This is a genomic window from Acaryochloris marina MBIC11017 (assembly GCF_000018105.1).
GTDB lineage: Bacteria > Cyanobacteriota > Cyanobacteriia > Thermosynechococcales > Thermosynechococcaceae > Acaryochloris > Acaryochloris marina.
This window is the reverse complement of the sequence record NC_009925.1, coordinates 1074159-1097771: the sequence shown is the minus strand read 5'-3', so window position 1 is coordinate 1097771 and position 23613 is coordinate 1074159. Positions and strand designations below refer to the sequence as shown.

17 protein-coding genes are annotated in these 23613 nt (G+C 48.1%); 12 read left to right on the top strand and 5 right to left on the bottom strand.

From position 1 onward, the window contains the following. The first annotated feature begins 277 nt into the window (after positions 1 to 277). The 4 genes from glgA to AM1_RS04965 all read left to right on the top strand — a co-directional run bounded on the left by glgA (position 278) and on the right by AM1_RS04965 (position 5275). On the top strand, positions 278 to 1750 hold the full coding sequence (gene glgA / locus AM1_RS04980; protein ID WP_012161710.1) for a glycogen synthase GlgA: 1473 nt from the start codon (positions 278 to 280) through the stop codon (positions 1748 to 1750). 59 nt (positions 1751 to 1809) lie between these two features. Next, positions 1810 to 2562, top strand: coding sequence for a DUF4253 domain-containing protein (locus AM1_RS37480; protein ID WP_049783687.1), 753 nt, complete (start codon positions 1810 to 1812; stop codon positions 2560 to 2562). A gap of 217 nt (positions 2563 to 2779) precedes the next feature. Continuing rightward, positions 2780 to 4660: an excinuclease ABC subunit UvrC gene (gene uvrC, locus AM1_RS04970; RefSeq protein WP_012161708.1), complete on the top strand. Its 1881-nt coding sequence runs from the start codon at positions 2780 to 2782 to the stop codon at positions 4658 to 4660. A gap of 420 nt (positions 4661 to 5080) precedes the next feature. Next, complete coding sequence (locus AM1_RS04965) at positions 5081 to 5275, top strand: hypothetical protein (RefSeq protein ID WP_010477777.1); 195 nt, start codon at positions 5081 to 5083, stop codon at positions 5273 to 5275. Positions 5276 to 5281: 6 nt separating this feature from the next. Here AM1_RS04965 and AM1_RS04960 read toward each other — a convergent pair whose 3' ends face one another. From AM1_RS04960 to menA, 4 genes are all read right to left on the bottom strand, one after another. Continuing rightward, positions 5282 to 6199, bottom strand: coding sequence for an NAD(+) kinase (locus tag AM1_RS04960; protein ID WP_012161706.1), 918 nt, complete (start codon positions 6197 to 6199; stop codon positions 5282 to 5284). A gap of 20 nt (positions 6200 to 6219) precedes the next feature. Further along, positions 6220 to 7200, bottom strand: coding sequence for an SDR family oxidoreductase (locus AM1_RS04955; RefSeq protein ID WP_012161705.1), 981 nt, complete (start codon positions 7198 to 7200; stop codon positions 6220 to 6222). 89 nt (positions 7201 to 7289) lie between these two features. Further along, positions 7290 to 8276 (bottom strand): DnaJ C-terminal domain-containing protein, encoded by a 987-nt coding sequence (locus tag AM1_RS04950; RefSeq protein WP_012161704.1) that lies wholly within the window; start codon positions 8274 to 8276, stop codon positions 7290 to 7292. A 319-nt stretch (positions 8277 to 8595) separates the two neighbouring features. Beyond that, positions 8596 to 9486, bottom strand: coding sequence for a 2-carboxy-1,4-naphthoquinone phytyltransferase (gene menA / locus AM1_RS04945; protein WP_012161703.1), 891 nt, complete (start codon positions 9484 to 9486; stop codon positions 8596 to 8598). Between the two features lie 227 nt (positions 9487 to 9713). On the opposite strand from menA, the gene AM1_RS04940 reads away from it, so the two are divergent. The 8 genes from AM1_RS04940 (at position 9714) to AM1_RS04905 (ending at position 22848) form a co-directional block, all read left to right on the top strand. After that, positions 9714 to 11126 (top strand): isochorismate synthase, encoded by a 1413-nt coding sequence (locus AM1_RS04940; RefSeq protein ID WP_041659190.1) that lies wholly within the window; start codon positions 9714 to 9716, stop codon positions 11124 to 11126. A gap of 92 nt (positions 11127 to 11218) precedes the next feature. Beyond that, positions 11219 to 12979, top strand: a complete 1761-nt coding sequence (menD, locus tag AM1_RS04935; protein ID WP_012161701.1) for a 2-succinyl-5-enolpyruvyl-6-hydroxy-3-cyclohexene-1-carboxylic-acid synthase — start codon at positions 11219 to 11221, stop codon at positions 12977 to 12979. A 408-nt stretch (positions 12980 to 13387) separates the two neighbouring features. Next, entirely contained in the window at positions 13388 to 14569 is a 1182-nt protein-coding gene (locus AM1_RS04930) for a response regulator (protein ID WP_012161700.1), read from the top strand. A gap of 58 nt (positions 14570 to 14627) precedes the next feature. Then, positions 14628 to 14990 carry a response regulator gene (locus AM1_RS04925; RefSeq protein ID WP_012161699.1) on the top strand — a complete coding sequence of 121 codons (363 nt, stop codon included), beginning with the start codon at positions 14628 to 14630 and terminating at the stop codon, positions 14988 to 14990. Positions 14991 to 15001: 11 nt separating this feature from the next. Beyond that, on the top strand, positions 15002 to 15472 hold the full coding sequence (locus AM1_RS04920; RefSeq protein WP_012161698.1) for a chemotaxis protein CheW: 471 nt from the start codon (positions 15002 to 15004) through the stop codon (positions 15470 to 15472). A gap of 105 nt (positions 15473 to 15577) precedes the next feature. Continuing rightward, complete coding sequence (locus tag AM1_RS04915) at positions 15578 to 17668, top strand: methyl-accepting chemotaxis protein (protein WP_012161697.1); 2091 nt, start codon at positions 15578 to 15580, stop codon at positions 17666 to 17668. Positions 17669 to 17717: 49 nt separating this feature from the next. Beyond that, a complete protein-coding gene (locus tag AM1_RS04910) occupies positions 17718 to 19685 on the top strand; it encodes a methyl-accepting chemotaxis protein (protein ID WP_238549166.1) in 1968 nt (655 codons plus the stop codon). Positions 19686 to 19746: 61 nt separating this feature from the next. Then, complete coding sequence (locus AM1_RS04905; RefSeq protein ID WP_012161695.1) at positions 19747 to 22848, top strand: hybrid sensor histidine kinase/response regulator; 3102 nt, start codon at positions 19747 to 19749, stop codon at positions 22846 to 22848. Here AM1_RS04905 and AM1_RS04900 read toward each other — a convergent pair. Then, the gene (locus AM1_RS04900; RefSeq protein ID WP_012161694.1) at positions 22823 to 23584 is read right to left on the bottom strand and encodes a nucleotidyltransferase domain-containing protein; all 762 of its coding nucleotides are present in this window, start codon (positions 23582 to 23584) and stop codon (positions 22823 to 22825) included. The two genes, AM1_RS04905 and AM1_RS04900, sit on opposite strands and share 26 nt — an antisense overlap. Positions 23585 to 23613 lie beyond the last annotated feature (29 nt).

Genomic DNA, 23613 nt, shown 5'->3' with positions numbered 1-23613 from the left:
TGTTGAGAGGGCAAGGGGACAACTATTGTGGTATTTGCAGTAATGGTTCGAAGGGATGTTATTCTCTCAACCCGCCCCCAATGTACAAGCTGTAAAGCATTAATGTTGTTGAGATAGGGCAGGATTACAGACCACTCATCCAGCTTATATTCACCCAATAGGTAGAAAGGAAGTTTGCGATTCCTGCTGATTTAAGAGCAATATAAATATATACTTTTGTAAATTAAGCTTTTATTTATATTCTCTCTAAAAAGATTTATTCAATCAAGGAGTGACTGTGTACATTGTCCAGATTGCCTCTGAATGTGCCCCAGTAATCAAAGCCGGTGGGCTCGGAGATGTCGTCTATGGTCTGAGTAGAGAACTTGAAGTTCGGGGCCATTGCGTTGAACTCATCTTGCCAATGTACGACTGCATGCGCTACGACCATGTTTGGGGTCTGCATGAAGCCTATCGAGACTTGTCAGTGCCTTGGTATGGCGGAGCTGTTCATTGCAACGTCTTTTGTGGTTGGGTTCACGGCCAACTATGCTTCTTTATCCAACCCAACTCTGGCGATAATTTCTTCAATCGGGGGCATTACTACGGGGCGACCGATGACCATATGCGCTTTGCCTTCTTTAGTAAAGCAGCCCTAGAGTTTTTGCTCAGATCCAATAAGCGCCCTGATATTCTCCACTGTCATGATTGGCAGACCGGATTGGTGCCCGTCCTCCTCTATGAGATGTATCAATATCATGGAATGGGTCGCCAGCGCGTGGTTTACACCATCCATAACTTTAAGCATCAAGGCATTGCTGGAGCCAATGTTTTGTGGGCAACGGGGCTTAACCGAGAATCCTACTACTTCCATTACGATCGCCTATTAGACAATTTCAATCCCTTTGCCCTCAACCTGATGAAAGGTGGGATTGTTTACGCCAACTATGTGAATACCGTATCCCCTCATCATGCTTGGGAGGCTCGTTACGAAACGGTGGGTTATGGGTTAGGACATACTCTAGAAATCCATCAGGGTAAATTTGGCGGTATCCTCAACGGCATTGACTACAATGTCTGGAACCCCGAAAAGGATGACTATATTCCTCATCCCTATTCCGTCAATGATTTAAGTGGTAAAGCCCTGAATAAAAAGGCACTCCGGGAGCGATTATTGCTTAGAGATGTCGATCGGCCCTTAATTGCCTTTATTGGCCGATTGGACGAGCAGAAAGGGATGCATTTGGTGCACCATGCCATTTACCATGCCCTGAATAAAAACGCCCAATTTGTTCTCTTGGGCTCTGCTACAGAACCTGGAATTAATTCTTGGTTCTGGCATGAGAAGCATTTCCTTAACTCCAACCCAGATTGCCATCTCGAACTCGGCTTTAACGAAGAACTGGCCCATCTGATTTATGCTGGGGCAGATATGATTGTGGTGCCCAGTAACTATGAACCCTGTGGCTTAACGCAGGTGATTGGCCTCCAGTACGGTACCGTCCCCATTGTCCGTGGGGTGGGTGGTCTAGTGAATACCGTCTTTGATCGCGATTTCGATCCAGAAAAGACGCCTGAGGAACGTAATGGCTATGTCTTTTATCAGACCGATAATCATGCCTTAGAATCAGCCATGAACCGAGCTATGGGCCTATGGACGGATTATCCTAAAGAGTTTCAAAAGCTGGTGATGCAGGGGATGGCCTATGACTATTCCTGGAATTATCCTGGAGAGCAATATCAAGGCGTCTATGAAATGGTTCGTTGTTAAGCACTGATAGCCACAATCACAGTTCCCAAAATTTCAAAAGAATTACATCGAAAAAGTAGATGTTGCAAGTAACAGAACTGCTTAAGGGACTGGAGCTATCGGACATTACCGAAGTAGAAAGATTAGTCAGTCCCACTCCAGATCCACTCTGGGCACTGGCAATGCCAGCAGATAGGTCTTTTGACCGGTGGCACCTGGCGACTCAAAAGGCAAAGCGCTTTGGATATCTTCCCGTAGGAGTGGGTAGCACAGATGATCTCAACTATCTACAAGCTCATCTTGACAATAATAATTCCTGGGATTCATCCGAAAATATTCGTTTGGCAACTCAACTGAATCTAAAGAACTGGTTCTCAGAACGCCATCAAGATCTTGAAGAAGATAATGAGGGCAGTTTTCCTCGGGGAGTCTGGCCTACGAATATTGGACCTAAAAATTCATTTTGGTTTCCTTTTGATCGTCAGGGTAACCACTTAGACCCCTGGTGGATGCTTCTGGTCCCTGCACAAGAGAGTTGGCTCGCTCCTATTTCTCTCGCCTATGGTAATTGGAATGAGTGTCCAGCAGCCTATGTTCATGCCGCTCTGCTTCAATATTGGGGTCAACGTTTTGGGGCATCATTGGCGGGAATAAGCGGTGACACCGTTGAAATGTCCATTGACAACCCTCCTTCCACACAAGAAGAATCCTTATCTTTAGCTTTGGAACATTACCTCTATTGTCCAGATATCGTAGATCAAGGATGTGAAACAATCGAACATTTAGCCGCTCTCTTAATGAACGGTCATGCCTGGAGCTTCTGGTGGGATTAAGTTCAGTGTATCGATTGAAACATTATTATGAGCCTTCCGTATAACTTATCTACCTCCAAACTCTATTGGGTCTAATTTCAAATCAAGATTTCACTTCTAATTTTGAATAACGTTTAGTTGAGAGGCTTAAGACCTTCACACCTCAATTTGTATGTGACGAAGAGTAAGACGTTTTAGGATTAGAAGAAATCGCTTATTGGAACAGTGACGCATAATCGTGACCGATGCCGTTTCGACCACCACCCTGCTTAAAGATCGTGATCGCCTAGAAGCCAGGCTAAAAGAGATCCCGCCCGAGCCAGGCGTGTATTTTATGCGAGATGCCAATGATGACATCTTGTATATTGGCAAGTCCAAAAAACTCAGAAATCGCGTTCGCTCCTATTTTCGACAAATTCAAGACCACCCACCTCGAATTGAGCTGATGGTTCATCAGGTGGCGGATATTGAGTTTATTGTGACGGATACCGAAGCAGAGGCGTTGGCCTTAGAAGCCAATCTGATCAAACAGCATCAGCCTCACTTTAATGTTTTGCTTAAAGACGATAAAAAGTATCCCTATCTATGTGTCACTTGGTCCCAAACTTACCCTCGCATCTTTATTACTCGCAAACGGCGGTTAGGCAAGGCCCAAGATAAATACTACGGCCCCTATGTTGACGTGTGGCAGCTTCGTCAAACCCTGCGGTTGGTCAAGCGCCTGTTTCCCCTACGACAACGACGAAAGCCCCTGTTCAAAGATCGCCCCTGCCTTAATTATGAAATTGGTCGCTGCCCTGGGGTTTGCCAAGCTCTGATTACACCAGAAGCCTATCGCCAGATCCTGCAAAAAGTTGTGATGATTTTCCAGGGCCGTACCAGTGAATTGATTAACACCCTGTCGCTACAAATGGAGCAAGCTGCTGAAGATCTTAATTTTGAACAAGCAGCGCGGCTTCGAGATCAGATTAAAGGCTTACAGGGCTTGGGGGTTGACCAAAAAGTTGCCTTGCCCGATGACACCGTATCGCGAGATGCGATCGCCCTCGCTGCTGACGATCAAATTGCCTGTGTTCAACTCTTCCAGATTCGGTCCGGGCGTTTAGTGGGCCGGTTGGGATTTATGGCGGATGCCCAATCGGGCTCCCTGGGGATGATTCTGCAGCATGTATTAGAAGCCCATTACGGTAGCGCTGAGCCAGTAGAGCTACCCTTGGAAATTTTGGTGCAAACTGAGTTACCGGAAACGGAACTATTAGCCAGCTATCTCAGCCAGCGAAAGGAACGCAAAGTCAGTATTACCTGTCCCCAACGGCAGATCAAAGCTGAACTGATCGAAATGGTCGAACGCAATGCCCAATATGAGTTAGCCCGGACCCAAAAAAGCCGAGATCGCACCCTCAACGCCCTCCAAGACCTAGCCGAACTTTTAGATCTGCCCGAGCTACCGCACCGGATTGAATGCTATGACATCTCTCATATCCAAGGGTCAGATGCCGTAGCTTCTCAAGTGGTCTTTATCGACGGCTTACCTGCTAAGCAACATTATCGACGGTACAAAATTCGAAATCCCAACGTTAAGGCTGGTCACTCAGATGATTTTGCCAGTCTAGCGGAAGTCCTACATCGGCGCTTTCGCCAGTACCATCTATCCCCAGAACAACCTCGACAAGGCACCTCCGACTGGCCTGACCTAGTGGTCATTGATGGGGGTAAAGGGCAATTATCAGCGGTTTTAGAGTCGTTGACGAAAATTGAAGTCGTTGAAGATCTACAGATTATCAGTCTGGCTAAGCAACGGGAAGAGATTTTTCAGCCTGGAGAAAGCCAGCCTTTGCCCACGGATCCTGAACAACCTGGCGTCCAACTCATTCGCCGATTACGGGATGAAGCCCATCGCTTTGCCATCAGTTTTCATCGCAAGAAGCGATTAGAGCGAATGCGGCGCTCGCGGCTAGATGATATCCCAGGGCTTGGCCACCACCGCCAAAAGGAACTACTCGCGGCTTTTCGGTCCATTGACTACATTCGGGAAGCTAGCCCAGAGCAATTAAAAGCCGTCCCGACCATTGGCCCTCAACTTGCTCAGAAAATCTATGATTATTTCCATCCCGCTTAAAAAAGATGACGTTAGTTTATCTTTTAATAAAAACAATAAAGGGTTTTCATGGGATATTTTTCCCGAGAATACTATTGATGCATCTCTCAAATCAGGGAATTGTTTTCGAGTATTTTGCTTTTACAAAAAATCAATTTCCCCATCCGTGAAGTGAAAAAAGTCTTTTTTGTATGATCCCCGATAGTTCAACTCAATAGTTCCCTAAAAGTATTCCCTCTCGGCGATAGTTTTAGCCATCGGGGATCAAATCTAAAAATTCATTAAAAAACACCGTCACCCTTAAGAGGTCGGTGCTATAAAAGAGGGGATCACGGGCTAGAGAACATCAACAAGCTTAGGATTTAAACACATTTATTTAATCTTTTTTTTAGCTTCTGTAACTGGGTCACTCACTTCTCTCTTTAACAAAGGTATTTACTCATGAGTCGTATAGAAAAGATTCGCTGTCCTAACTGTGGAAGCCAGCATGGAGAGCGCCACTATATTGATAATTTGATGCGCACCCAATGTGTAGAATGTGATTATTTAATGATCACTGATGCCAAGACAGGTGAAGTTGTTGAAGCCTATGCACCTGGACTTTATATGCATCAACTCAGTAGCTGCTCATCCTAACAAAGCCTAAGGCAGCTCTACTGATGTTGGCTTAGCGATGTGGGGTAATCCCCAACCCAGTTTCTCCCGCAGGATTTTAAAGAACTCTGGGGATCCAAGCCGAATAAAGCGAGCTGAATAGGGTGACTTAATTACACGTACGCGATCGCCGGGTGCAATATAGCATCCGGCGTTTCCGTCTACTTCCAGGACAAGCTGCTGTTGGTTGGCTGGAACCACCTCTAGAGGCTCGGTATCAGCAAATACCAGCGCTCTGGATGCCAGGGAGTGGGGGCAAATCGGGATTAGCTGCATTACCGGAACGCCGGGGGCAATCACTGGACCTCCAGCAGCCAAAGCATAGGCCGTAGAGCCTGTGGGGGTAGACACCAGCAGGCCATCTGAAGCAATATCAACCACTGCATGCTCGCCGACGGCTATTTCAAAGTGGCACATCCCGGCTAGGGGTTCTTTATGGAGCAACATCTCATTGAGAGATAAGGCTTCCCAGAGCACTTTTCCATCTGTGATCACCTGTACCGTCAGAGTCGCTCGCTCTTCGACGGAAAATTGATCTTGCAGCAACAGATCCAGAACTTCGTCTAATTGATTGACATAGGTTTCCGTTAGGAACCCCATATGCCCCGTGTTTACCGTCAACATTGGCACATTACATGGAGCTAGCTGTCGGCAAGCAGACAGAACAGTGCCATCTCCACCTAAAATGATGGCAAATTTGACATCCTGATCAAAGCCAGTAGGGACCAACTCATCAATCGTCGTGAAGCAAACGGGATGTTCAGGGCGTGAATATCCAAGGATGCCGCCAACCCCTGTCGCCAAGCAGACTTGCCAACCACAAGCATGGAGCTTGTCTTTGAGTTCAGTCGCAATTCGGCAAGCGAACGGCTTGAGTTCGTTATAGATAATGCCAGCTTTCGGCACGCTCAAGGTTCAACCTATCGTTAGGAACTGGGAGTTTTGAAGGGGCTCCGTTTGCGAGATTGTTTCTGGTTCTTCTCGTATTCGAGCTGCTTCAGTTTCTTGAGAATCCGATCAAAATATTCTTGCATATAGGCTTCCAGAGTAGAAATCTCAGATTCATCTACTCCAAATACCTTACAGGTCTCTGTCATCGGGACGGTGATCGGCGCCTGAGACGTAATCACTTCACTAAACGCTAAGCGATCAGCAATGTTCCAGCTCCATTGGAAGAAACGAGCAATTTTTTGCCCACTCCGTAATAAGCCAATCGGCATCCGTGTCACTTTGGCAGGTTGATTGGCAATATTCTCGCAAAGGGCCACAATTTGTTCAGGGGACCAATCTTTGGGGCCCGCTAAATCAAAGGTTTTGTTCTCAGTTTCAGGATGGGAGAGGGCATTCACCGCAAACTTGGCGATATCTTGCGTATCCATGTATGCCGTTGAAGTGGCTTCATTCATCACCCAAACGGACTGGTCCTCAAGGATGGGAATGGCATACTGTCCAATCAGTCCCTGGAAGAAACCGCAGGGGCGCAGAATCGTGTAGTTTAGGCCAGATTCTTTGATAAACAGCTCGGTGCAGTTCTTAATGTCCATCAAGGGCACCTTGGGATAATTCTCTGCGCCCAAAATGGAGAAAAAGACAAATCGCTGGATGCCAGCAGCTTTAGCGGCCTGAATCAGGGCTACCTTACCATCCCAATCCACTTCTCGAATGCCGATGGAATCTGTGGCTCGAACCGTTGCAGCGTCAATAACGGCGGTGTTGCCTTCCATGGCCAATTTGAGGGTTTCTGGATCTCGTAAATCCCCTTTAATCAAGGAAGCACCCCATTCCCTTAGAAACGTGGCGGCGCGAGGTGCGCGCACTAAACAAGTGACCTCATGTCCCTCATCTAAGGCCCGACGGGCAATTTGCCTGCCAAGTGTTCCAGTAGCACCGACAATTAATAGATTCATGAGGTCTTAAATTACAAATCTTAACTTTTGTAATATTTTATCAGAAAGTTGAGGGTTGTATGGGTGAAGTCAAGAGATTTCTCTACTCACTAAGGGGATTTTTCGAGCAGATTTGAGCGGGGATCATATTGCCGCAGGTTTGCGAGTTTCTCATATAACTCCTTTTCGGTGGTGCTCAGATCAGGGGGAGGGACGATTTGAATCTTAACCACTAGATCGCTGGCACTCCCCTTAGCGCTTGGCCATCCCTTTCCTCGAAGCCGTAAGGATTGTCCGGATTTAATACCGGCAGGGATATTCATACTGACTTCCCCGGTCGGGGTTGGAATATCAACCTTGGCGCCTAAGGCCGCTTCATCTGGGGCAATGGGGAGGGTACATAAAATATTTTCCTTGTCAAACTTAAAAAAGGGGTGGGCGTCTAGTTTGACTTTGAGGTAAAGATCCCCTCTGGATTGATTGAGGGGGTTCACTTGTCCTTTCCCTTTAACTCGTATGCGGTTATCAGGTTTGGCACCGGGGGGAATCCGGACGGTGATGGTCTCAGTGCCGCCGATGGTCAGTCGTTTTTCTACGCCTTTGAGGGCTTCTGAAAAGGTCAATTTTAAGTCTGCTTCGGCATCTGCAGAAATACCGGGTGTGTTGAAGCCTGCAAAATCTTGGAACCCGCCAAACCCTGGGGTGCTAGATGCTCCTCCGCGGTAGGAAGTGCTTTGGGATCTGGTCGAGGCGTTTCCCGCTCCAAACCCACCGGAAAATCGCCCTAATAGTTCATTGATAAAGTCGTCAAAACTGCCATATTGCCCAAAATCAAAATCGAAGCCACTCCCTTGTCCACCAGCTTGATTCCAATATTGGCCAAACTGATCATATTTGCGCCGTTTATCTGGATCCGATAGTACCTCGTAGGCTTCGCTGATTTCTTTGAATTTGGCCTCGGCAGTTTTATCCCCCGGATTCATATCTGGGTGGTACTTCCGAGCTAGCTTACGAAAAACCCGCTTTATTTCTGCTTCACTAGAGGACTTACTCACCCCAAGAATTTGGTAGTAGTCTTTGTAATCCGCAGCAGGCATTAGCGTTACTCCTTGGGTCAAGCAAGACAAAAAATACTGGAGACCAACCGATGGGTGTTAAGCCATGGGTTCCCTGGTCAGGTAAGAACGCAGCCTGGGGGTGAGGCTTAGGCTTTGTATTTATTGAGTGATAAAAGCGTCAAAACACCTGAGATAAAAGGGTTGGCGTAACTTTAGCCTAGCAAGTTTGTGGCATTCATAGGTTCGGTTTTTGCTAAAGCAGGGTGAGACATAACCGTACCCTTCTCCTCAGCCTGAATGACTAAGGGTGACTCATCAAGTGAGAGTTAGAGCCCCTCAAGGGTAGAACGATACTATATTAAGCCAGCAAACCAATTCCTAATAACAAACCACTCACAAAATGTAGGCCTACCGCGATAAATTTGCAGTCTTTAACTTGGTCTGGCTGATCGTGATATCGCCACACATGTCGACAGAGATGGATGGCGAGGGGGAGACTGACCCAGCTCAACACAACTCCATTGCTAAATAGGTTGAACCCCATAAAGATCAAAATCAACCCAAAAATCCCCCCGCAAATCCAAGGCAATAATCGAGCGCCCCGGGCGGTGCCGAGACGAGCAATGGGGGACCGTTTCCCTGCTGATAAATCATCCGCGACTTGGTGAAAATGGGAGCAGAATAGAATCAAGCTGGTGGTGAGGCCGATAATGATAGCGGCAGGTAAGGGGCGAATCGACCAGGCTTGGGTTTGACTATAGTAGGCTGCGGAAACGGCAAGGGGACCAAAGGTAACAAAACAAATCAGTTCTCCTAGACCTTGATATCCCAAGCGGAACGGTGGGCCTTGGTAGGTGTAGCCCAGAAAACAACTCAAGAGGATGAGGGCTAATACCGTGACGTCCTGCTGCCACCAAGCGATCGCTACTAATCCTAGACAGCCTAATCCCAGAAAACCGTTGGCTAGCCAAAAGATCAGGGACTGATTGCCCGTTAAGTTAACCAAGGAATGAGCCTTGTTCACGTCAATCCCGGTGTCGGCATCAAAAACATCATTGGTGAGATTAAGCCAGGCAATAATCAGGATGGCGGCGCTGAGGAAAGTCCAGAAGATGGGGGCGTTTAAGTGCTGTTGTTCTGACCATGCGATCGCAGATCCCACCCAAATTGGTATCACAGCCACACTATACATAGGGGGCTTTAGGGCAGCGAACCATAGTTTACGAGTTGGCAGGGTTTGGGTGGTCATAGAAAAATTGCAATGGCCTTCATTAAGTTTAGGGTACAGGATTGGCTCTTTCTAAGCATTTGTGAACAAGGGGGCGGTGAACCACACGGGTTGCCCCTTTCAATGGTTAGATGGAATATTAGGTACGAAGTCTGGCCCGACCTAGTGGTCATGCTATGGCCAGATTGTGTCCTTTACCTTGGAGGTAACCTGCATTCCCGGCGGCCCACCTTGCTATCCTCGAGTTCATGACAGTAACTTCCTCTTCTGCCAATTTATTTCAGGACCGCAGGTCACTCCACGAGTTTCTCGCTTCCTGTCGTACTATCGCCCTTGAGAAGGAACATGCCCAAGTTGTCAGTCTTTCTTTGGAACTCCCCAAGTTAGACCCACTGGCTGCTCTAGATTTACTGCAACAGGCAGACCATCCTTATTTTTACTGGGAAAAACAGTCGCAACGGACTGCGATCGCAGCAACGGAACCATTACTCCATTTACAAATCGACGGAACGCAGAGATTTACCCAGGCTCAACACTTTATCTGTACTTCTTTGGTGGATACCGTTTCTGCGGGTGCCCTCCACCTTCCCTTTGCAGGAGCTCATTTTTTCTGCAGTTTTACCTTCTTTGATCACACCAATCAAGAACAGGCGTTTTTCCCCGCAGCTTCCGTTTTTCTTCCCCGCTGGCAAGTCGCCTGTGTTCAGGACCAAGCAGTACTGGTGGCTAACGCAGTTATTGATACAGACACTGTCTTAGAACCCTTGGCCCGGAACATCTGGGAACGATGGCAGCTATTACAAACGCCTCGCCGCTGTCCTTCACCCCGATCTCAAGCATCCCAATTCTATCCCCAGTTAACGAATGCAGACGCTTTTACAACAGCAGTCGCCGATACCTTAGGACTTATTAAGGCTAACAAACTGCAAAAGCTTGTCTTAGCTCATACCTTAGATGTCAAAACACCTCAACCGCTGGATTTATGCCATGCCTTGGGAACTCTCCGGGAACGCTATCCAGAATGTTATGTCTTTGCCGTTAGTAATGGCCAAGGCCAGAGCTTTATTGGCGCCAGCCCTGAGCGGCTGATTGAATTACATGATCACCACCTGGTGACGGATGCATTGGCCGGATCAGCACCTCGAGGGCTTTCCCATGAAGAGGACCAGGCCTTAGGAAATCAGCTGCTCAGCAGTAAAAAAGATGGCCATGAACATCGCGTTGTCCTAGACTTCATTCGCGATAGCCTCTGGGAACTGGGGATTACCCCCCAAGTGACTTCTCTGCCCCATCTGCTCCAGCTCCCTAATATTCAACATTTACGCACCCTGATCACCGCTGAAGTCCCTCAACATCTGCATCTACTGGAAATTTTGGCAGCCTTACATCCAACCCCTGCTGTAGCAGGAATGTCACGAGAAGTCGCTCAACAGCAAATTCACAAACAAGAAACCTTTGAACGTCATCTCTATGCAGCTCCTTTAGGGTGGATTGATTATCAGGGGAATGGTGAATTTACAGTCGGCATTCGGTCCGCATTGATAAACGGCTCCCAAGCCCGGCTCTATGCTGGAGCAGGGATTGTGGCTGGCTCTGACCCCCAACGAGAACTGGCCGAAATTCAGCTCAAACTCCATACGCTACTCGATGCACTGTTATAGGAAGATAAGCTTGTATCAGAAGCGGCTGCAGTCCTCTGCTTTCAACCCAACAGCCTCTTCAGATCAAATTAACTGTATATGATGCGAGGACGATGACCCTAGATTTTCGCAATGTCAATATGTTGTGGTCATCGATTATTGCAGAAACCCTGAGCCGATTAGGGTTAACAACTGCCATCATTTGTCCAGGGTCTCGCTCAGGCCCTCTAGCCGTCGCCTTTGCCCAGCATCCTGACATTGAAGCCATTCCAGTTTTAGACGAGCGTTCGGCCGCCTTTTTTGGGTTAGGTATTGCTCGTCGTAAGGGTTTACCTGTTGTATTAGTGTGCACCTCCGGGACCGCAGGGGCCAATTTCTACCCAGCCGTCATTGAAGCTGAAGCCAGCGGAGTCCCCTTACTTTTACTCACGGCAGATCGACCACCAGAACTGCGACACTGCCAGGCGGGCCAAGCCATTGATCAAGTCAAGCTCTATGGACATTATCCACGGTGGCAGGTTGAGTTAGCATTACCCAGTACTCATCCAGAGATGCTGGCCTATTTACGCCAAACCTGTGTTTACGCCTGGGAACAATCACAAAGGCCAGTTCCTGGCCCGGTCCATCTCAATATTCCGTTTCGCGATCCGCTCGCACCTATCTCCGACTTAGAAACGGAGAGCCTAGCTGCGACGTTCGATATCGATCAATTCTTTGCTGCTGTTCACCCCTTACCCTCGGTCCAGATCTCCCTCGACCTTCAGACCACCAACGTCTATTTGGATCAGTGGATGAGTTGCGATCGTGGACTCATTATTGCAGGACCTGCACAACCCGATACCCCAGAGCACTATTGTTTAGCCATCGCTCAACTCGCCCACATATTGGGTTGGCCGGTACTTGCAGAAGGGCTTTCTCCCCTGCGCAATTGGGCAGATCGAAATTCTTATCTGATTTCAACCTACGACCTGATATTGCGAAACCCGACTATTGCCAGTCAGTTACAGCCTCAGCAGGTCATTAGCATCGGAGCGTTGCCAACCAGTAAAGTCTTGAGAGTGTGGCTGACCCAGAGTCGTGCTCAAACTTGGGTGGTAGACGTCTCTGATCACAATATGGATCCATTGCATGGTCTCTCTATTCCAGTACGCATCTCCGTGGAAGGATTGATCACATCTATCCCTGCAGCTAAGAAGGAACACTGTCAGCCGCTTACAGCGTATGCAAAGTCATGGTTAAATGCCAATCATTCAGTGCGAACCCTGATCAATCGGGCAATGCAAAAACAGTCAGAACTTATCGAAAGCAAAATCGCCTGGTTACTTTCTCAAATCCTGCCGCCTCGCACCCCATTATTTATTGCTAATAGCATGCCGGTACGCGATATCGAATATTTTTGGCAGCCAGGAACCCTGCATATTCAGCCTTACTTCAATCGAGGGGCAAACGGCATTGATGGCACCCTCTCTACGGCCTTGGGGATGTCCCATCGTCAACAAAGTAGCGTCCTGTTGACGGGGGACTTAGCGTTACTTCATGACACCAACGGATTTTTGTTGCAGGATTATTGGCAAGGCCATTTGACAATTATTGTTGTTAACAATGGAGGAGGCGGCATTTTTCAAATGCTGCCGATCTCAGCCTTTGACCCCCCATTTGAGCGGTTTTTCCGCACCCCACAACAGGTTCAGCTGAAACATTTGGCAGCAACCTATCAGGCCAAGTGGACACTTATTCAGTCCTGGGCACACTTGCAACAAGCCTTAAACCCTTTACCAGAAAGCGGTTTACATATATTGGAAATCTCTTGCGATTGCCAGAATGATACCCAATGGAGGAGAATATTTTTTAAGGAATGCGTGAAAAGTCTCTAAATGCTAGGAATTTCTCTAAAAGTTCCATCATTTTGGCTTATAACTTTCACTAGATGCTGTCCATCTCTTATGAACTATTTTTTAGCTTATAAGATGAAAGACATTCAAAATTAGCTAGTTATTTAGCCTCTAAAGCTTAATGAGGTCATTACTTCAATAGACTAACGCTAACAGGGGGAAGTTGGGGGATTGAGTCACATCAACAATCCAAAAGAGTCCTAATTCGAAACAGAGAATTCTCCCTGCCAGAAATATGGATTAATTGGGGAACACTAGGTCAGTATGGATGAGCTACAGGCAATAGATTCTCAGAAGGACATTCTCTAAGTTGAATGTAATATTCAACTTAAAGTGTGATTTCATCCAAGATCTTTTGGTTGTCAATGATCTTGTTGCAGAACCACTAAAATGCAGACTTTAGAACAAACTCAGCAATTTTCTTTTCAGTCCCAAGAACTTCCAACTAAATTACTGGACCCCTCATTGATGAACGGTGATGGACATTGGAAGATACAGTTCTCTCGCTTGGCGAACCGAAAAGAGAATACCTTTGGTTACCTGGGTATTACAGATGTGGGGACCATCAGCTACTCCGGCTATCGTCCTTGGACTAATCATGAGCTTCTACAAGCCGCCAAGCGCTATATTTTACAGACCCGCCAGGAATCCCTTAAGCCTCATGTTGCCCGTTGGCAGGCTGCTCTCAAGGACCAAACGATCACTGCAAAAGCCATTTACGAGCATATGCTGCAGCTGGGGATTATGCCTGAACAGGTTCAGCAAGCCTTGAGATTGAAGATGCTCAATGACTTTGATGCATTTCTAACCCTCGGAGGGGGAGAAGCGTCTTTCATCCCCAGTGCGCAACTGCGGGATATCATTCCAGTCCCAGGCATCCCCATCGCTGAACTATTAGACGAATCTCAGAAACGACTCGTCTTATGGCAACAGCTGCGACCGATTATCCCTTCGATGAATATGTTGCCGGTGCTAGATCCTCAGGTTCTTGACGCGGCTAATTTACCGCAATCCCAGCGACAGTGGATCGAAAAGATTGTTCAGCACCAGCGTCCTTTGAGCAAGATTGCGATTGGCCTAGCGAAAGATCCTTTGGAAGTTGCGCGTCTCTTTGCAAAATGGGTGCGGGCAGAATTGCTGCATTTAGAGCCTCTGCAACAGACTCAATCGACTAAAGTCATGATTATCGATGACTCCCCTCTAGTCCTTAAGCAATTTCACAGTCTGGTGGGAGCGCTGGGGTATCAGGTGGAAGTCTGTCAGCAAGCTGAAACTGCCTTAGAACAAATTGATCAAGTAAAACCTGGCATCGTTTTTATTGATATTAATATGCCAGGGATTACGGGTTTTGAATTGGTAAAGAAAATTCGGCAACAGCCAAATTTAGCGGCCATTCCCCTGGTGATCTTAACGGGAGAACAAAAGCTATCCAATAAATGGCGGGCCCAATGGAGCGGTTGCGAGTTCCTAACCAAACCCCTCGCAGCAACTGAGATCAATCAATTTCAACTACAGTTGCAAGAATTGATCCACACATTAGTTTTTGGTCCATCTATGATTTCAGGTGCTTAGAAATACGCTGCCTCACACAGCAATTTGTTGATAAAGCAAGTTTTTTGGAGTTTGAAAAATGCGTTTACTAGTCATTGATGACAGTGCAGTCGATCGATTGGCCTTAGTCTCGATGTTGCAAAATCTAGGCCATGACGTTGATGAATGCGAAGGAACAGAGAATGCCCTCAGACAGATTGAGTCAGGTAACTACAATCTAGTTTTTCTAGATGTCGTTATGCCTGGGCAAGATGGGTATAAATTTTTACGATCGCTTCGGTTAAACCCGACTACTGCTGACCAGTACGTGGTTTTCTGTTCCAGCAAGACTACACCACTAGAAGTGAACTATGGCATTAAACGCGCTGGGGCCAATGACTATCTCACCAAGCCTGTTACCAATGAAACCGTCGAAGAAATCTTACAGCGTGTTAACGCTTAATGGAGGTGTAAATGTCAGCTACTGCGACCACTGAATCGATCGTCTCTTCTTCAGCCTCCATTAAAGAGAGGTATATCCTCACTCAGGTTGGGGCATGGGTTTTGATTTTCCCGGCCCGTTGGGTTGCTGAGATTTTTAGGATTCAAAGATCCCAAATCCTAGATCTGCCGTTTTATCAATCACCATTGAGCGGCGTGACCCATCACAACAGTCAAATTATTCCTTTAGCATCAGCCCATCAGGTGCTGCAGACGCAAGAAAACACCTTGCGCGAAACAGTGACCGTGTTGCAGCTCAACCGCAAGGCAGAAAGGTTGACTAATATGGGCATTATTGTTGATAGGACCTTAGGCAGCGCCAGTAAGGAACAACTCTCCCCATCTGTGCTCACGTCCCAGGCACTCTACCCCCAAGGTACGGATTCTCAGGTCTTATTTCAGCCTGATTGGTTTCCCCCAGACTTATGGCATCCACAAGGATAGGGTATGCAGCATAGCCCCCGATTTTCTCCAATCCCTTCTACATCCTAAAGACAGCTTGTGATGTCTTATTGATGGCCTTTTACTTACTGTAAACAGCTTGCGCTTATGAATTCTGATCAACTTCAGTCCGGCACATTGGATCAAGTCTTACCGATCGATTCTTCTCCTTCTCTTATACACCACGTTCAACAGTTTGTCAGAAAAAACTTGGTGGCAACTCTCTCAGCAACGATTGCCACGAGTCTAATTGTTACTGCAGGCTGTGGGGTCAGTATCTGGAACAGTTCCCGCAATCTAGAACAGATAGTTGAGCGCGAACTTAAGCTGCAAAAAAATACTGGGGAAATTGCCCTTTACGATGAAGTGCTAACCATGTCTGCACGAATGGCTGCTAGCACCGGCGATTTGAAATGGCTACAACGGTATGAGCGATATGTTCCTTTATTGGACAAAGCGATTGCCCAAACCCTTGGCAATGTTCCCGAGGAAATCAGGATTGAAGCGAGTAAGACGGATAAAGCCAATAAAAGACTAATCGAGCTGGAAGAACAGGCGTTTGGCTTGGTTAAAGCAAACAAGGCTGAAGAAGCTCAAACGATCTTGGAGGGGGATGAATACGGGCTGCTTAAGGCTCAATATTCGGAAGGCAATCGACAGGTTACTCAGCTCATTGAGTACTTTATCGACGAGCAGCTTGAGGCGTATCAAAGCCAGCTCCAAGCATCTATTGGCTTTGCGGGTTTAGTGGCTTTACCCATCCTATTAGCCAGTTGGATTTTGGTCTTAACTGCCGTCCGCGACTATGTCCGCGACAGACAAGAATTCCAGGATAAGGTGAATCAATCCCAGCTAGAACAATTGGTTTTGAATAGTCAACTTCAGGAAGAAATTGAGTCTCGGAAACAACAAGAAGAAGAGGCTCGCCAAGATAATGACCAGCTGCAGGGAGATATTCTTGAGCTGCTGGATGTGGTTGCCAATATTGAGGAAGGAGATTTTACAACCCAAGCAACGGTGAATGATCGAGCCACGGGTTTAATTGCAGATACGCTCAATCGCTTAATTGAAGAATTGGGCAATATTCTCAAACAAGTATCAGCAACGTCGCGTCAAGTTTCGGCGAGCAGTACCCGCCAAAAAGATATTACAGAGGTTGTAGCTCGAAACACCGATCAGCAATCACAAGAAGTTATGCAGGTTTTGGGCTTGATCAATAACGTCCGCTCTTTTGCAACCAACGCAGCCCAGCAACTTGCAACGACCAACCAATCCTTGGTGACCCTCAATACGGCTGTGGCCCAGGGTCAAGTTGAGATCGGTTCGTTGAGAGAAGAAATCGAAGTGCTGCAACAGGGTAGCGATCGCATCGTGCAGCAGATGAAAACTCTAGGAGAATTCGTGGGTTTGACAGATCAGTTTGTGCAGGACCAGGGGGACATTGCTGAACAAACACAGATGTTGGCGTTGAATGCAGCGTTGGTAGCAGCAAGAGCCTCCGAACAATCCGATCCGAAAAAGTTTGCCCAGGTGGCGCAAGAATTTGAATCGATTGCTAACCAGGTGAGTCAATTGGCTCAACAAACCAACGACGGTCTCGGTTCTCTAGAACAACGGAGCGCTCAGATTCACCGGGTTGTGACCGATGTAGACGCCGATGTGCAACGACTAGGCGGCGTGGTGGATGACTTTACCCAAGGGGTTCGACATACCCAATCCGTGTTCCAAAAGGTACAAGATGTGACCGGACAAGCGGTGGCATCTGGTGAGACCGTAGCCAAGACCAGTGAAGACATTGTTCAAACCTCAGAGCAAACGGCCATGACGATGGAGGCCATTGCCCAACTCTCGGCCCAAATTGCAGGTCAGTCGGACGATGCGCAACAGTTAGCAGACACCATGAATCAGCTTTCTGATGACTTGTTAGGGAAAGTCAAAGTCTTCACTTTGCCCGAAGAAGATTTCACCCTACTCCAAACGGCTCCCTCTGAACAACTCGAGAAATTGAATGCTGATTCACAATCCGAAGGATCCTTGTCTGCTGAGCCATCCGACGAGTTAATTCCTGCCGAAGAATCCGAGGAACTCACGCCTGCTGCGGAATCCGAAGAATCCACGCTTGCGAAACACTCTGAAGACTCTGCTTCTGCTGAAGAATCTGAGGAATCCGCATCATCTGAGTCAGCACTTGCTGTCTAGATTCACATCATTCATTCCCAATTATTTGGTCCACTGACACTAGGTACACATGATGACTACTGGCCCATCCCTCTCTCCCCTATCTGAAGATGCTCCTATCGAGCAGGTTGAATCTTCAGCCGTTTCCATAGAGGAAAATGAACAGGGCTCTTGGCTTCAGCGCGTCCAACAACGTTTGCAGAATCACTTAGTCGGCACGATCTCAGCTTCCGTTTTAGTGAGTTTGGCCCTCACAGGCACCTCTGCTTGGAATATCTGGCAGATCAAACAGGGACTAGAAATAACGATTGCCAAAGAATTCCAGCTACAGGAATTGAGTGGTTCTATTGTGCATCTAGACGAAGTGCTGACCATGTCGGCCCGGATGGGAGCCAGTACAGGTAATACGCGCTGGGAAGATCGATACAACGAATATGTGCCCAAGCTCGATGCTGCCATTGGTAGCCTTTTGGACCAGGTGCCCGTTGACGAACAATCTAATCCTGAGCAAACTGATGAGGCGAACCAAAAACTTGTAGCCTTCGAGACACAAGCCTTTGAGTTAGTGCGGCAAGAGAAAGCACCTGAAGCATTGAAGTTACTGCTGGGGCCTAAGTATGAAGCTCAGAAGAAAATCTACAATGATGGGATTCAGGGGACTCTACAAACGGTAAAGGACAATGTTCAAACCCAGTTGAGCAGTTATCAGCAGCGGTTGAATTGGTCATTTACCTTTGCCCTCGTGAGTTTGGCCGTGTCAGCCCTAACTTGGTACATCGTCTTTCTAGCGGTTCAGGGGTATATCCGAGACCGGAAACAGTCCCAAGTTGCCTTGGAATCCTCTCAATCCGATTTACAGTCCCTCAATCAACAACTAGAAGTCCAGCTCAAACAGCAGTCTGCTCAAGAACAGAAAATTATTGCAGAGAGCGAGCTATTCCAAGAAGATGTGGGCCATATCTTGGATGTGGTCTCTGCCATTGAATATGGGGATTTGACCATTGAAGCTCAGGTCAATGACCGAGCAACGGGTTTGATCTCAGATACCCTCAATCGCCTGATTGAATCCTTGCACCGAATTATGTCTGTGGTCTCGACCACCGCCAGCGAAATTGCGAATAACACCGAGCAGCTAGAGACCTTGGCGGTTGAGACCAATGAGCGGGCCGCCAGCCAAACCCAATCGGTTACAGATGTGCGATCGCTGATGGAAAACGTCAACACCCTGACCACCAACTCTCGGGAGCAGGCCACCACTACCAAAAATGCTTTGGAGCTAGCTAAATCGGCTGTTGAAACTGGTCAGCAAGAAATGAACGCCATGGTCCAGGGTATCTCCACCTTGGAAGAAGGCACCGAGCAAATCGTCAAACGAACCCAGCTTCTGAATGAATTTGTGGATTTGGCCGCTCAATTCTCGAAAGACCAAAAGCGCGTGGCTTCTCTGACTCGCGTCTTGGCCCTCAACGCTTCCATGTTGTCCACTCGGGCCTTAAAAGAAAAAGATCCGACCCAATTTGCCAGTATTGCTAAAGAATTTGAGACCCTCTCTCGCCAAGTTAATGATTTAGCTGCTGAAACGAACCAGACCTTAGCTCAGCTGCAGCAACGAACAGATCAGATTCAGACCGTAACATCGGGTCTGACCCAAGATGTCAGCGACATCAACCAGTTGGTGAACAAGTTCACGGATGAGGTGGGTAAATCACGACAAGCCTTTACCAATATGCAGGCCGCTACAGACCAAGTGGCATTGGCTGGTCAGCAGGTCCGTCAAGCCAACGATGACATCTTTGAGGCGGTGCAAAGTACCCTGATCGCTACTCAAACCATTGCTCGCGAAGCGGAAGATACTGCTTCCCAAGCCAACATTACCCAGGAGCAGGCGGCTGCCATGGGTGAGTTGGCCCATAACCTTGCCAATATGGTGGAATTCTTCCAATTGCGGACGATGAGCGAAGACAACCTGTCTCCGCTTATGGCTGATCCTGAACTGAAATCAGCCAATATTCCCCTAGCGGTTGCCGCTGAGTCTTAACAGGAGCATTGGATTTACCGAGCCACTGCCGCAGAAAACGTATCTTTTTCGTCCTACTGAGATGACTGACTCCGACTTCGCCTATTCGTCCCCCAGCAATCCTGCGATCAACGATCCTGAAGCTGAACTGCAGAAAGAACTGCAGGCCATGTTCGAGATTGATAGTCAAGAGCATCTGCGGACCTATTTTCAGCTGTCTCAAAACCTCAATCCCAGCTCTTGGGTGGCAGATATCCAGAATATCTACCGGGCTATTCATACTATTAAGGGAAGTGCGGTTACAGTGGGGGCCGATGCGGTTCTCCATGCCGCCATGGTCTTAGAAGATCTTTTATCCGATTTGCGTTATCTAGAAGAAGCGCCTCCCCTAGAAGATGGGGCTTTACATCGCATGCTTCTAGAAGCAGGGGAACTGCTGGGTAGCTGTTTGCAACTCTCAGGCCCTGAAGCCCAATCTGCAGTCACGCCCACGGTCAACCGCATCAAAACCCTGCATGAGCAGATTCAGCTGAACTATCTGCCTAACTGGGATGAGCTGACCCAAGTCCATCAGGAATTTGCGGAACAAGGCTTCGATCTGGTCATTCTAGAACTAGAAATGGCCGTCAACCAACTGGACACTCCCCAGGTGCCCTCGTCAACCCTGGCTAAGGCGCAACAAATGTTGGGCCAGCTGCAACAAATTGGTGAGGACCTCCAGCTCGCCGAGGATTGGTCCAAGCTGTTGGGTGGTGCGTCTCAGCTTCAGCAGTTTCCATTGGCGGATGTATGGCAGCCGCAATGGCCGATATACTTTGATTTACTCAAGCATTGTGCCAAGCAAAGCGGTCAGTTAACCCCTGAACAACAAGAGCAGTTTGACTCACTGGTCACCGCACTGCCAGAAGAACCCGTTGTATTACCCTCTCCCGTTCAGGAACCTGAAGCAGTCTCTCCCCTCGCCGACGACAGCTTTGACGACTTCGATGTAGACATCGACCTGGATGCGGATATCGACCTCGATGCAGACATCGATCTCAGTTTCGATGAAATAGACTTCGATCTGGCCGCAATGGCTCCTGCTAAACCTGCCCTCTCCAGTGCCATTGCTGCAGATCAACCCGAGTCTGCCAATCTGGATAACGAGGCCGATCTGGATGACATGGCTGATTTGTCCGATGAATTCCTGGCTGAAGCCGATAGCATGGACTTCGATGATCTCATCGATCAAGATTTAGGCATTGGCGATCTACCAGACCTGCTCACTGATATCGCGGAGTCTGCTGGGTCATCCCCCCAGCCTGGTCTATTCCCCCATTCCCAACCCAGTTCCAAGCCGTCTGCAACCCCAGTCCCCGGCTCTTCAAAGCGGGAAATTAAAATCCCGGTTCCCTTAAGCCGACTCAATCAATCTTCTCAACAAGTGGTTGAGACCCTGCTGACTGCTCGATCCGCCTTTAATGAGTCTTCGACCCTGCAGTCCCAACTCACTCAACTGACGGCCCTCACGCAAGAGAGTGCTGAATATATTTCTAGACTCCGACAGCTCCAGGATGACTATGCTTTGTTGCGCGATATCAGTGACGTGCAGGATTCGGACAGTGGCGTCTCAATGGAACGCTACCGTCAGGGTTACACCACCATCAATCGTCTTTTAGAAAATATTTTACGGATGGCTGAGCTAGGGGCAGAACTAGAAGGCACCACCCAGCACACCGTCAACAATTTAGGCCAGCTCAGTCGCAATATCACCCAGCTCAAAGATGGTATTGAAACCAGTCGCCTGGTTCCCTTTAGCAATATTACCCTGCGAGCCCGAGCCATTCTTCGGGATTTGACCAATCGCTATGACAAACCTGCACAATTAGAAATAGAAGGTGAGCAAGTTGAACTGGATGCAGGTGTTATCCAACAATTGGAACCGGCCTTACTCCATCTCTTGAGAAATGCCTACGATCATGGCATTGAGACGATGGATGAGCGCTTGGAACGAGGGAAGCCGGTGCAGGCCACCATTCAACTGGCTTTAGAACGGCGAGGTAATTTATATCGACTATTGCTACAAGACGATGGCAAAGGGATTGATGCCCAAAAAGTCAGTCAGATTGCCCAAGAGCGAGGTTTTCCCCTCACTCAAACCAATACGCCAGCGGATCTGATCGCCGTTCTCTGCCAGCCAGGATTTAGCTCCCGTAGCTCCGTGAGTGAAGTCTCCGGTCGAGGGGTCGGCATGGATGTGGTCGCCAACCAAATTACCAATATTGGGGGTCGGTTACTGCTCGACACCCGGTTGGGACAAGGCACCATCTTTATCATTGAAATTCCAGCACCGCAGCTATTGGTTCCTTGTGTCCTGCTCAAAGTAGGAGAACGAAAGGTGGCGGTTCCCACCGATGATATTCGAGAAACGGTCCTGGCTAGCACCAATCAACTACAGCCGCCAGCAGACAGTGACCTCACCTGGCAGCTCTCTTTTCAGGACAGCTCTGGCTCAGGCTATGGGCTGGCAGCCTTTTGGCATGAATTCACCCAAGTGTCCGATACGGCTATTTGTGTCCGTATATCCTTGCCAGATGGCAATGATGTTTGGTTGATTGCGGATGATTTGTTGGGACAGGAAGAACTACTGATTCAGCCTCTGCCCCATCCCCTCGTGAGTCCGCCCGCCTTAATGGGCGTCAGTTTACAAGCGGATGGTCAGTTACTGAGTGTCTTAGATCCCCTGGAACTGGCTCAGTCTTTGGCGAAGCAACAACCCCAAACCCACAAAGCTCCGGAAGAGCCCAAAGCCCCCATATCTGAAGGTGTACAAACGATTTTGGTGGTGGATGATGCTGCCCTGATGCGTCGGCGATTGGAAAGCAGTCTGAATACCTACGGTTTTGCCACCTTTACCTGTAGCGATGGTCAAGAAGCCTGGCAATGGCTGCAAGCGAATGGTGCTCCCGATATGATGATTACCGATGTGGAAATGCCCAATATGGATGGGTTCACGCTGATTGACCGCTGTCGGCAGTCCAATATGGAAATGCCGATCCTAGTGGTATCTTCCCGGCTTTCTGAAGAGTGGGGTAAAGAAGCGGAACGTTTGGGTGCCAACGACTATTTGAATAAAGGGTTTTCAACGCCAGAGCTGATTAACTGCGTTAAAACCCACCTTAACAAGCAGCCAGCCGAATGTTGACCAACAGGTCATGGAGATCAGCCCCAGCAGAGGGACTGTCTGGGAGAATACTAGACTGACTGGCGTTTTCTAGCTTTTGTAAGAGACGGCGATACTCTCCTTCAAAGAACACCTGATCCCCCTCTTTAATGACTGCTCGTTCTGGGCCGGATGTTTTTTGGGCGATTAAATCGGGGATGTAGGTTAATTGAAACTTTTCGTTCAAGTGTCTGAGATTAGCCTCAATTTCGCCCGTCTGCATCAAGTGAATTCCCGTAAGCAAGACTCGAAAGACATACAGCAATGGTTTGACCCGAGCTGGAGATTCTTTGGTGAAGAGCCGCCATTGGGTCTGGGCAAATCCTAAGTAGTGATGACTATGATGCCGAGTGATGCATCGAGTTGCTATCTCTTTTAAGGCATCATGTTCAGGAGACGTTGCCACCATCAGCGGTGAGTAGAGCTGCTCTAGCACATAGCCATTACGCTTCAGCAGCAACCCCATAAATTTTTTGACATCATGGGTCACCAGATCCAGCTCAATGCCCTCCTGTTCGGTAGAAATTTCCCGAGTTTCGGATCCCGTCTGCAGACCAATGACTTCTTTCAAAGGCAGAATATGAACGCCTCGCAAGTCATAGTCTGAATCAGCAGAGGGAAAGCCATACAAGTGGGCACCACTAATGGTGGCAAATAGCAGGGGATAGGGTTCTTTGCTTAGAATTCTCTGAAATGGTGTGGGCAGCTCAAATCTCATTCGTTTGGTACATCTAATGATTCGAATCG

Excerpts from the sequence above, each read along its gene's own strand:
- AM1_RS37480 (WP_049783687.1), top strand. The coding sequence starts at position 1,810 with ATGTTGCAAGTAACAGAACTGCTTAAGGGACTGGAGCTATCGGACATT.
- AM1_RS04965 (WP_010477777.1), top strand. The coding sequence starts at position 5,081 with ATGAGTCGTATAGAAAAGATTCGCTGTCCTAACTGTGGAAGCCAGCAT.
- AM1_RS04955 (WP_012161705.1), bottom strand. The coding sequence starts at position 7,200 with ATGAATCTATTAATTGTCGGTGCTACTGGAACACTTGGCAGGCAAATT.
- AM1_RS04950 (WP_012161704.1), bottom strand. The coding sequence starts at position 8,276 with ATGCCTGCTGCGGATTACAAAGACTACTACCAAATTCTTGGGGTGAGT.
- menA (WP_012161703.1), bottom strand. The coding sequence starts at position 9,486 with ATGACCACCCAAACCCTGCCAACTCGTAAACTATGGTTCGCTGCCCTA.
- AM1_RS04940 (WP_041659190.1), top strand. The coding sequence starts at position 9,714 with ATGACAGTAACTTCCTCTTCTGCCAATTTATTTCAGGACCGCAGGTCA.
- menD (WP_012161701.1), top strand. The coding sequence starts at position 11,219 with ATGACCCTAGATTTTCGCAATGTCAATATGTTGTGGTCATCGATTATT.
- AM1_RS04930 (WP_012161700.1), top strand. The coding sequence starts at position 13,388 with ATGCAGACTTTAGAACAAACTCAGCAATTTTCTTTTCAGTCCCAAGAA.
- AM1_RS04925 (WP_012161699.1), top strand. The coding sequence starts at position 14,628 with ATGCGTTTACTAGTCATTGATGACAGTGCAGTCGATCGATTGGCCTTA.
- AM1_RS04920 (WP_012161698.1), top strand. The coding sequence starts at position 15,002 with ATGTCAGCTACTGCGACCACTGAATCGATCGTCTCTTCTTCAGCCTCC.
- AM1_RS04915 (WP_012161697.1), top strand. The coding sequence starts at position 15,578 with ATGAATTCTGATCAACTTCAGTCCGGCACATTGGATCAAGTCTTACCG.
- AM1_RS04910 (WP_238549166.1), top strand. The coding sequence starts at position 17,718 with ATGATGACTACTGGCCCATCCCTCTCTCCCCTATCTGAAGATGCTCCT.
- AM1_RS04905 (WP_012161695.1), top strand. The coding sequence starts at position 19,747 with ATGACTGACTCCGACTTCGCCTATTCGTCCCCCAGCAATCCTGCGATC.
- AM1_RS04900 (WP_012161694.1), bottom strand. The coding sequence starts at position 23,584 with ATGAGATTTGAGCTGCCCACACCATTTCAGAGAATTCTAAGCAAAGAA.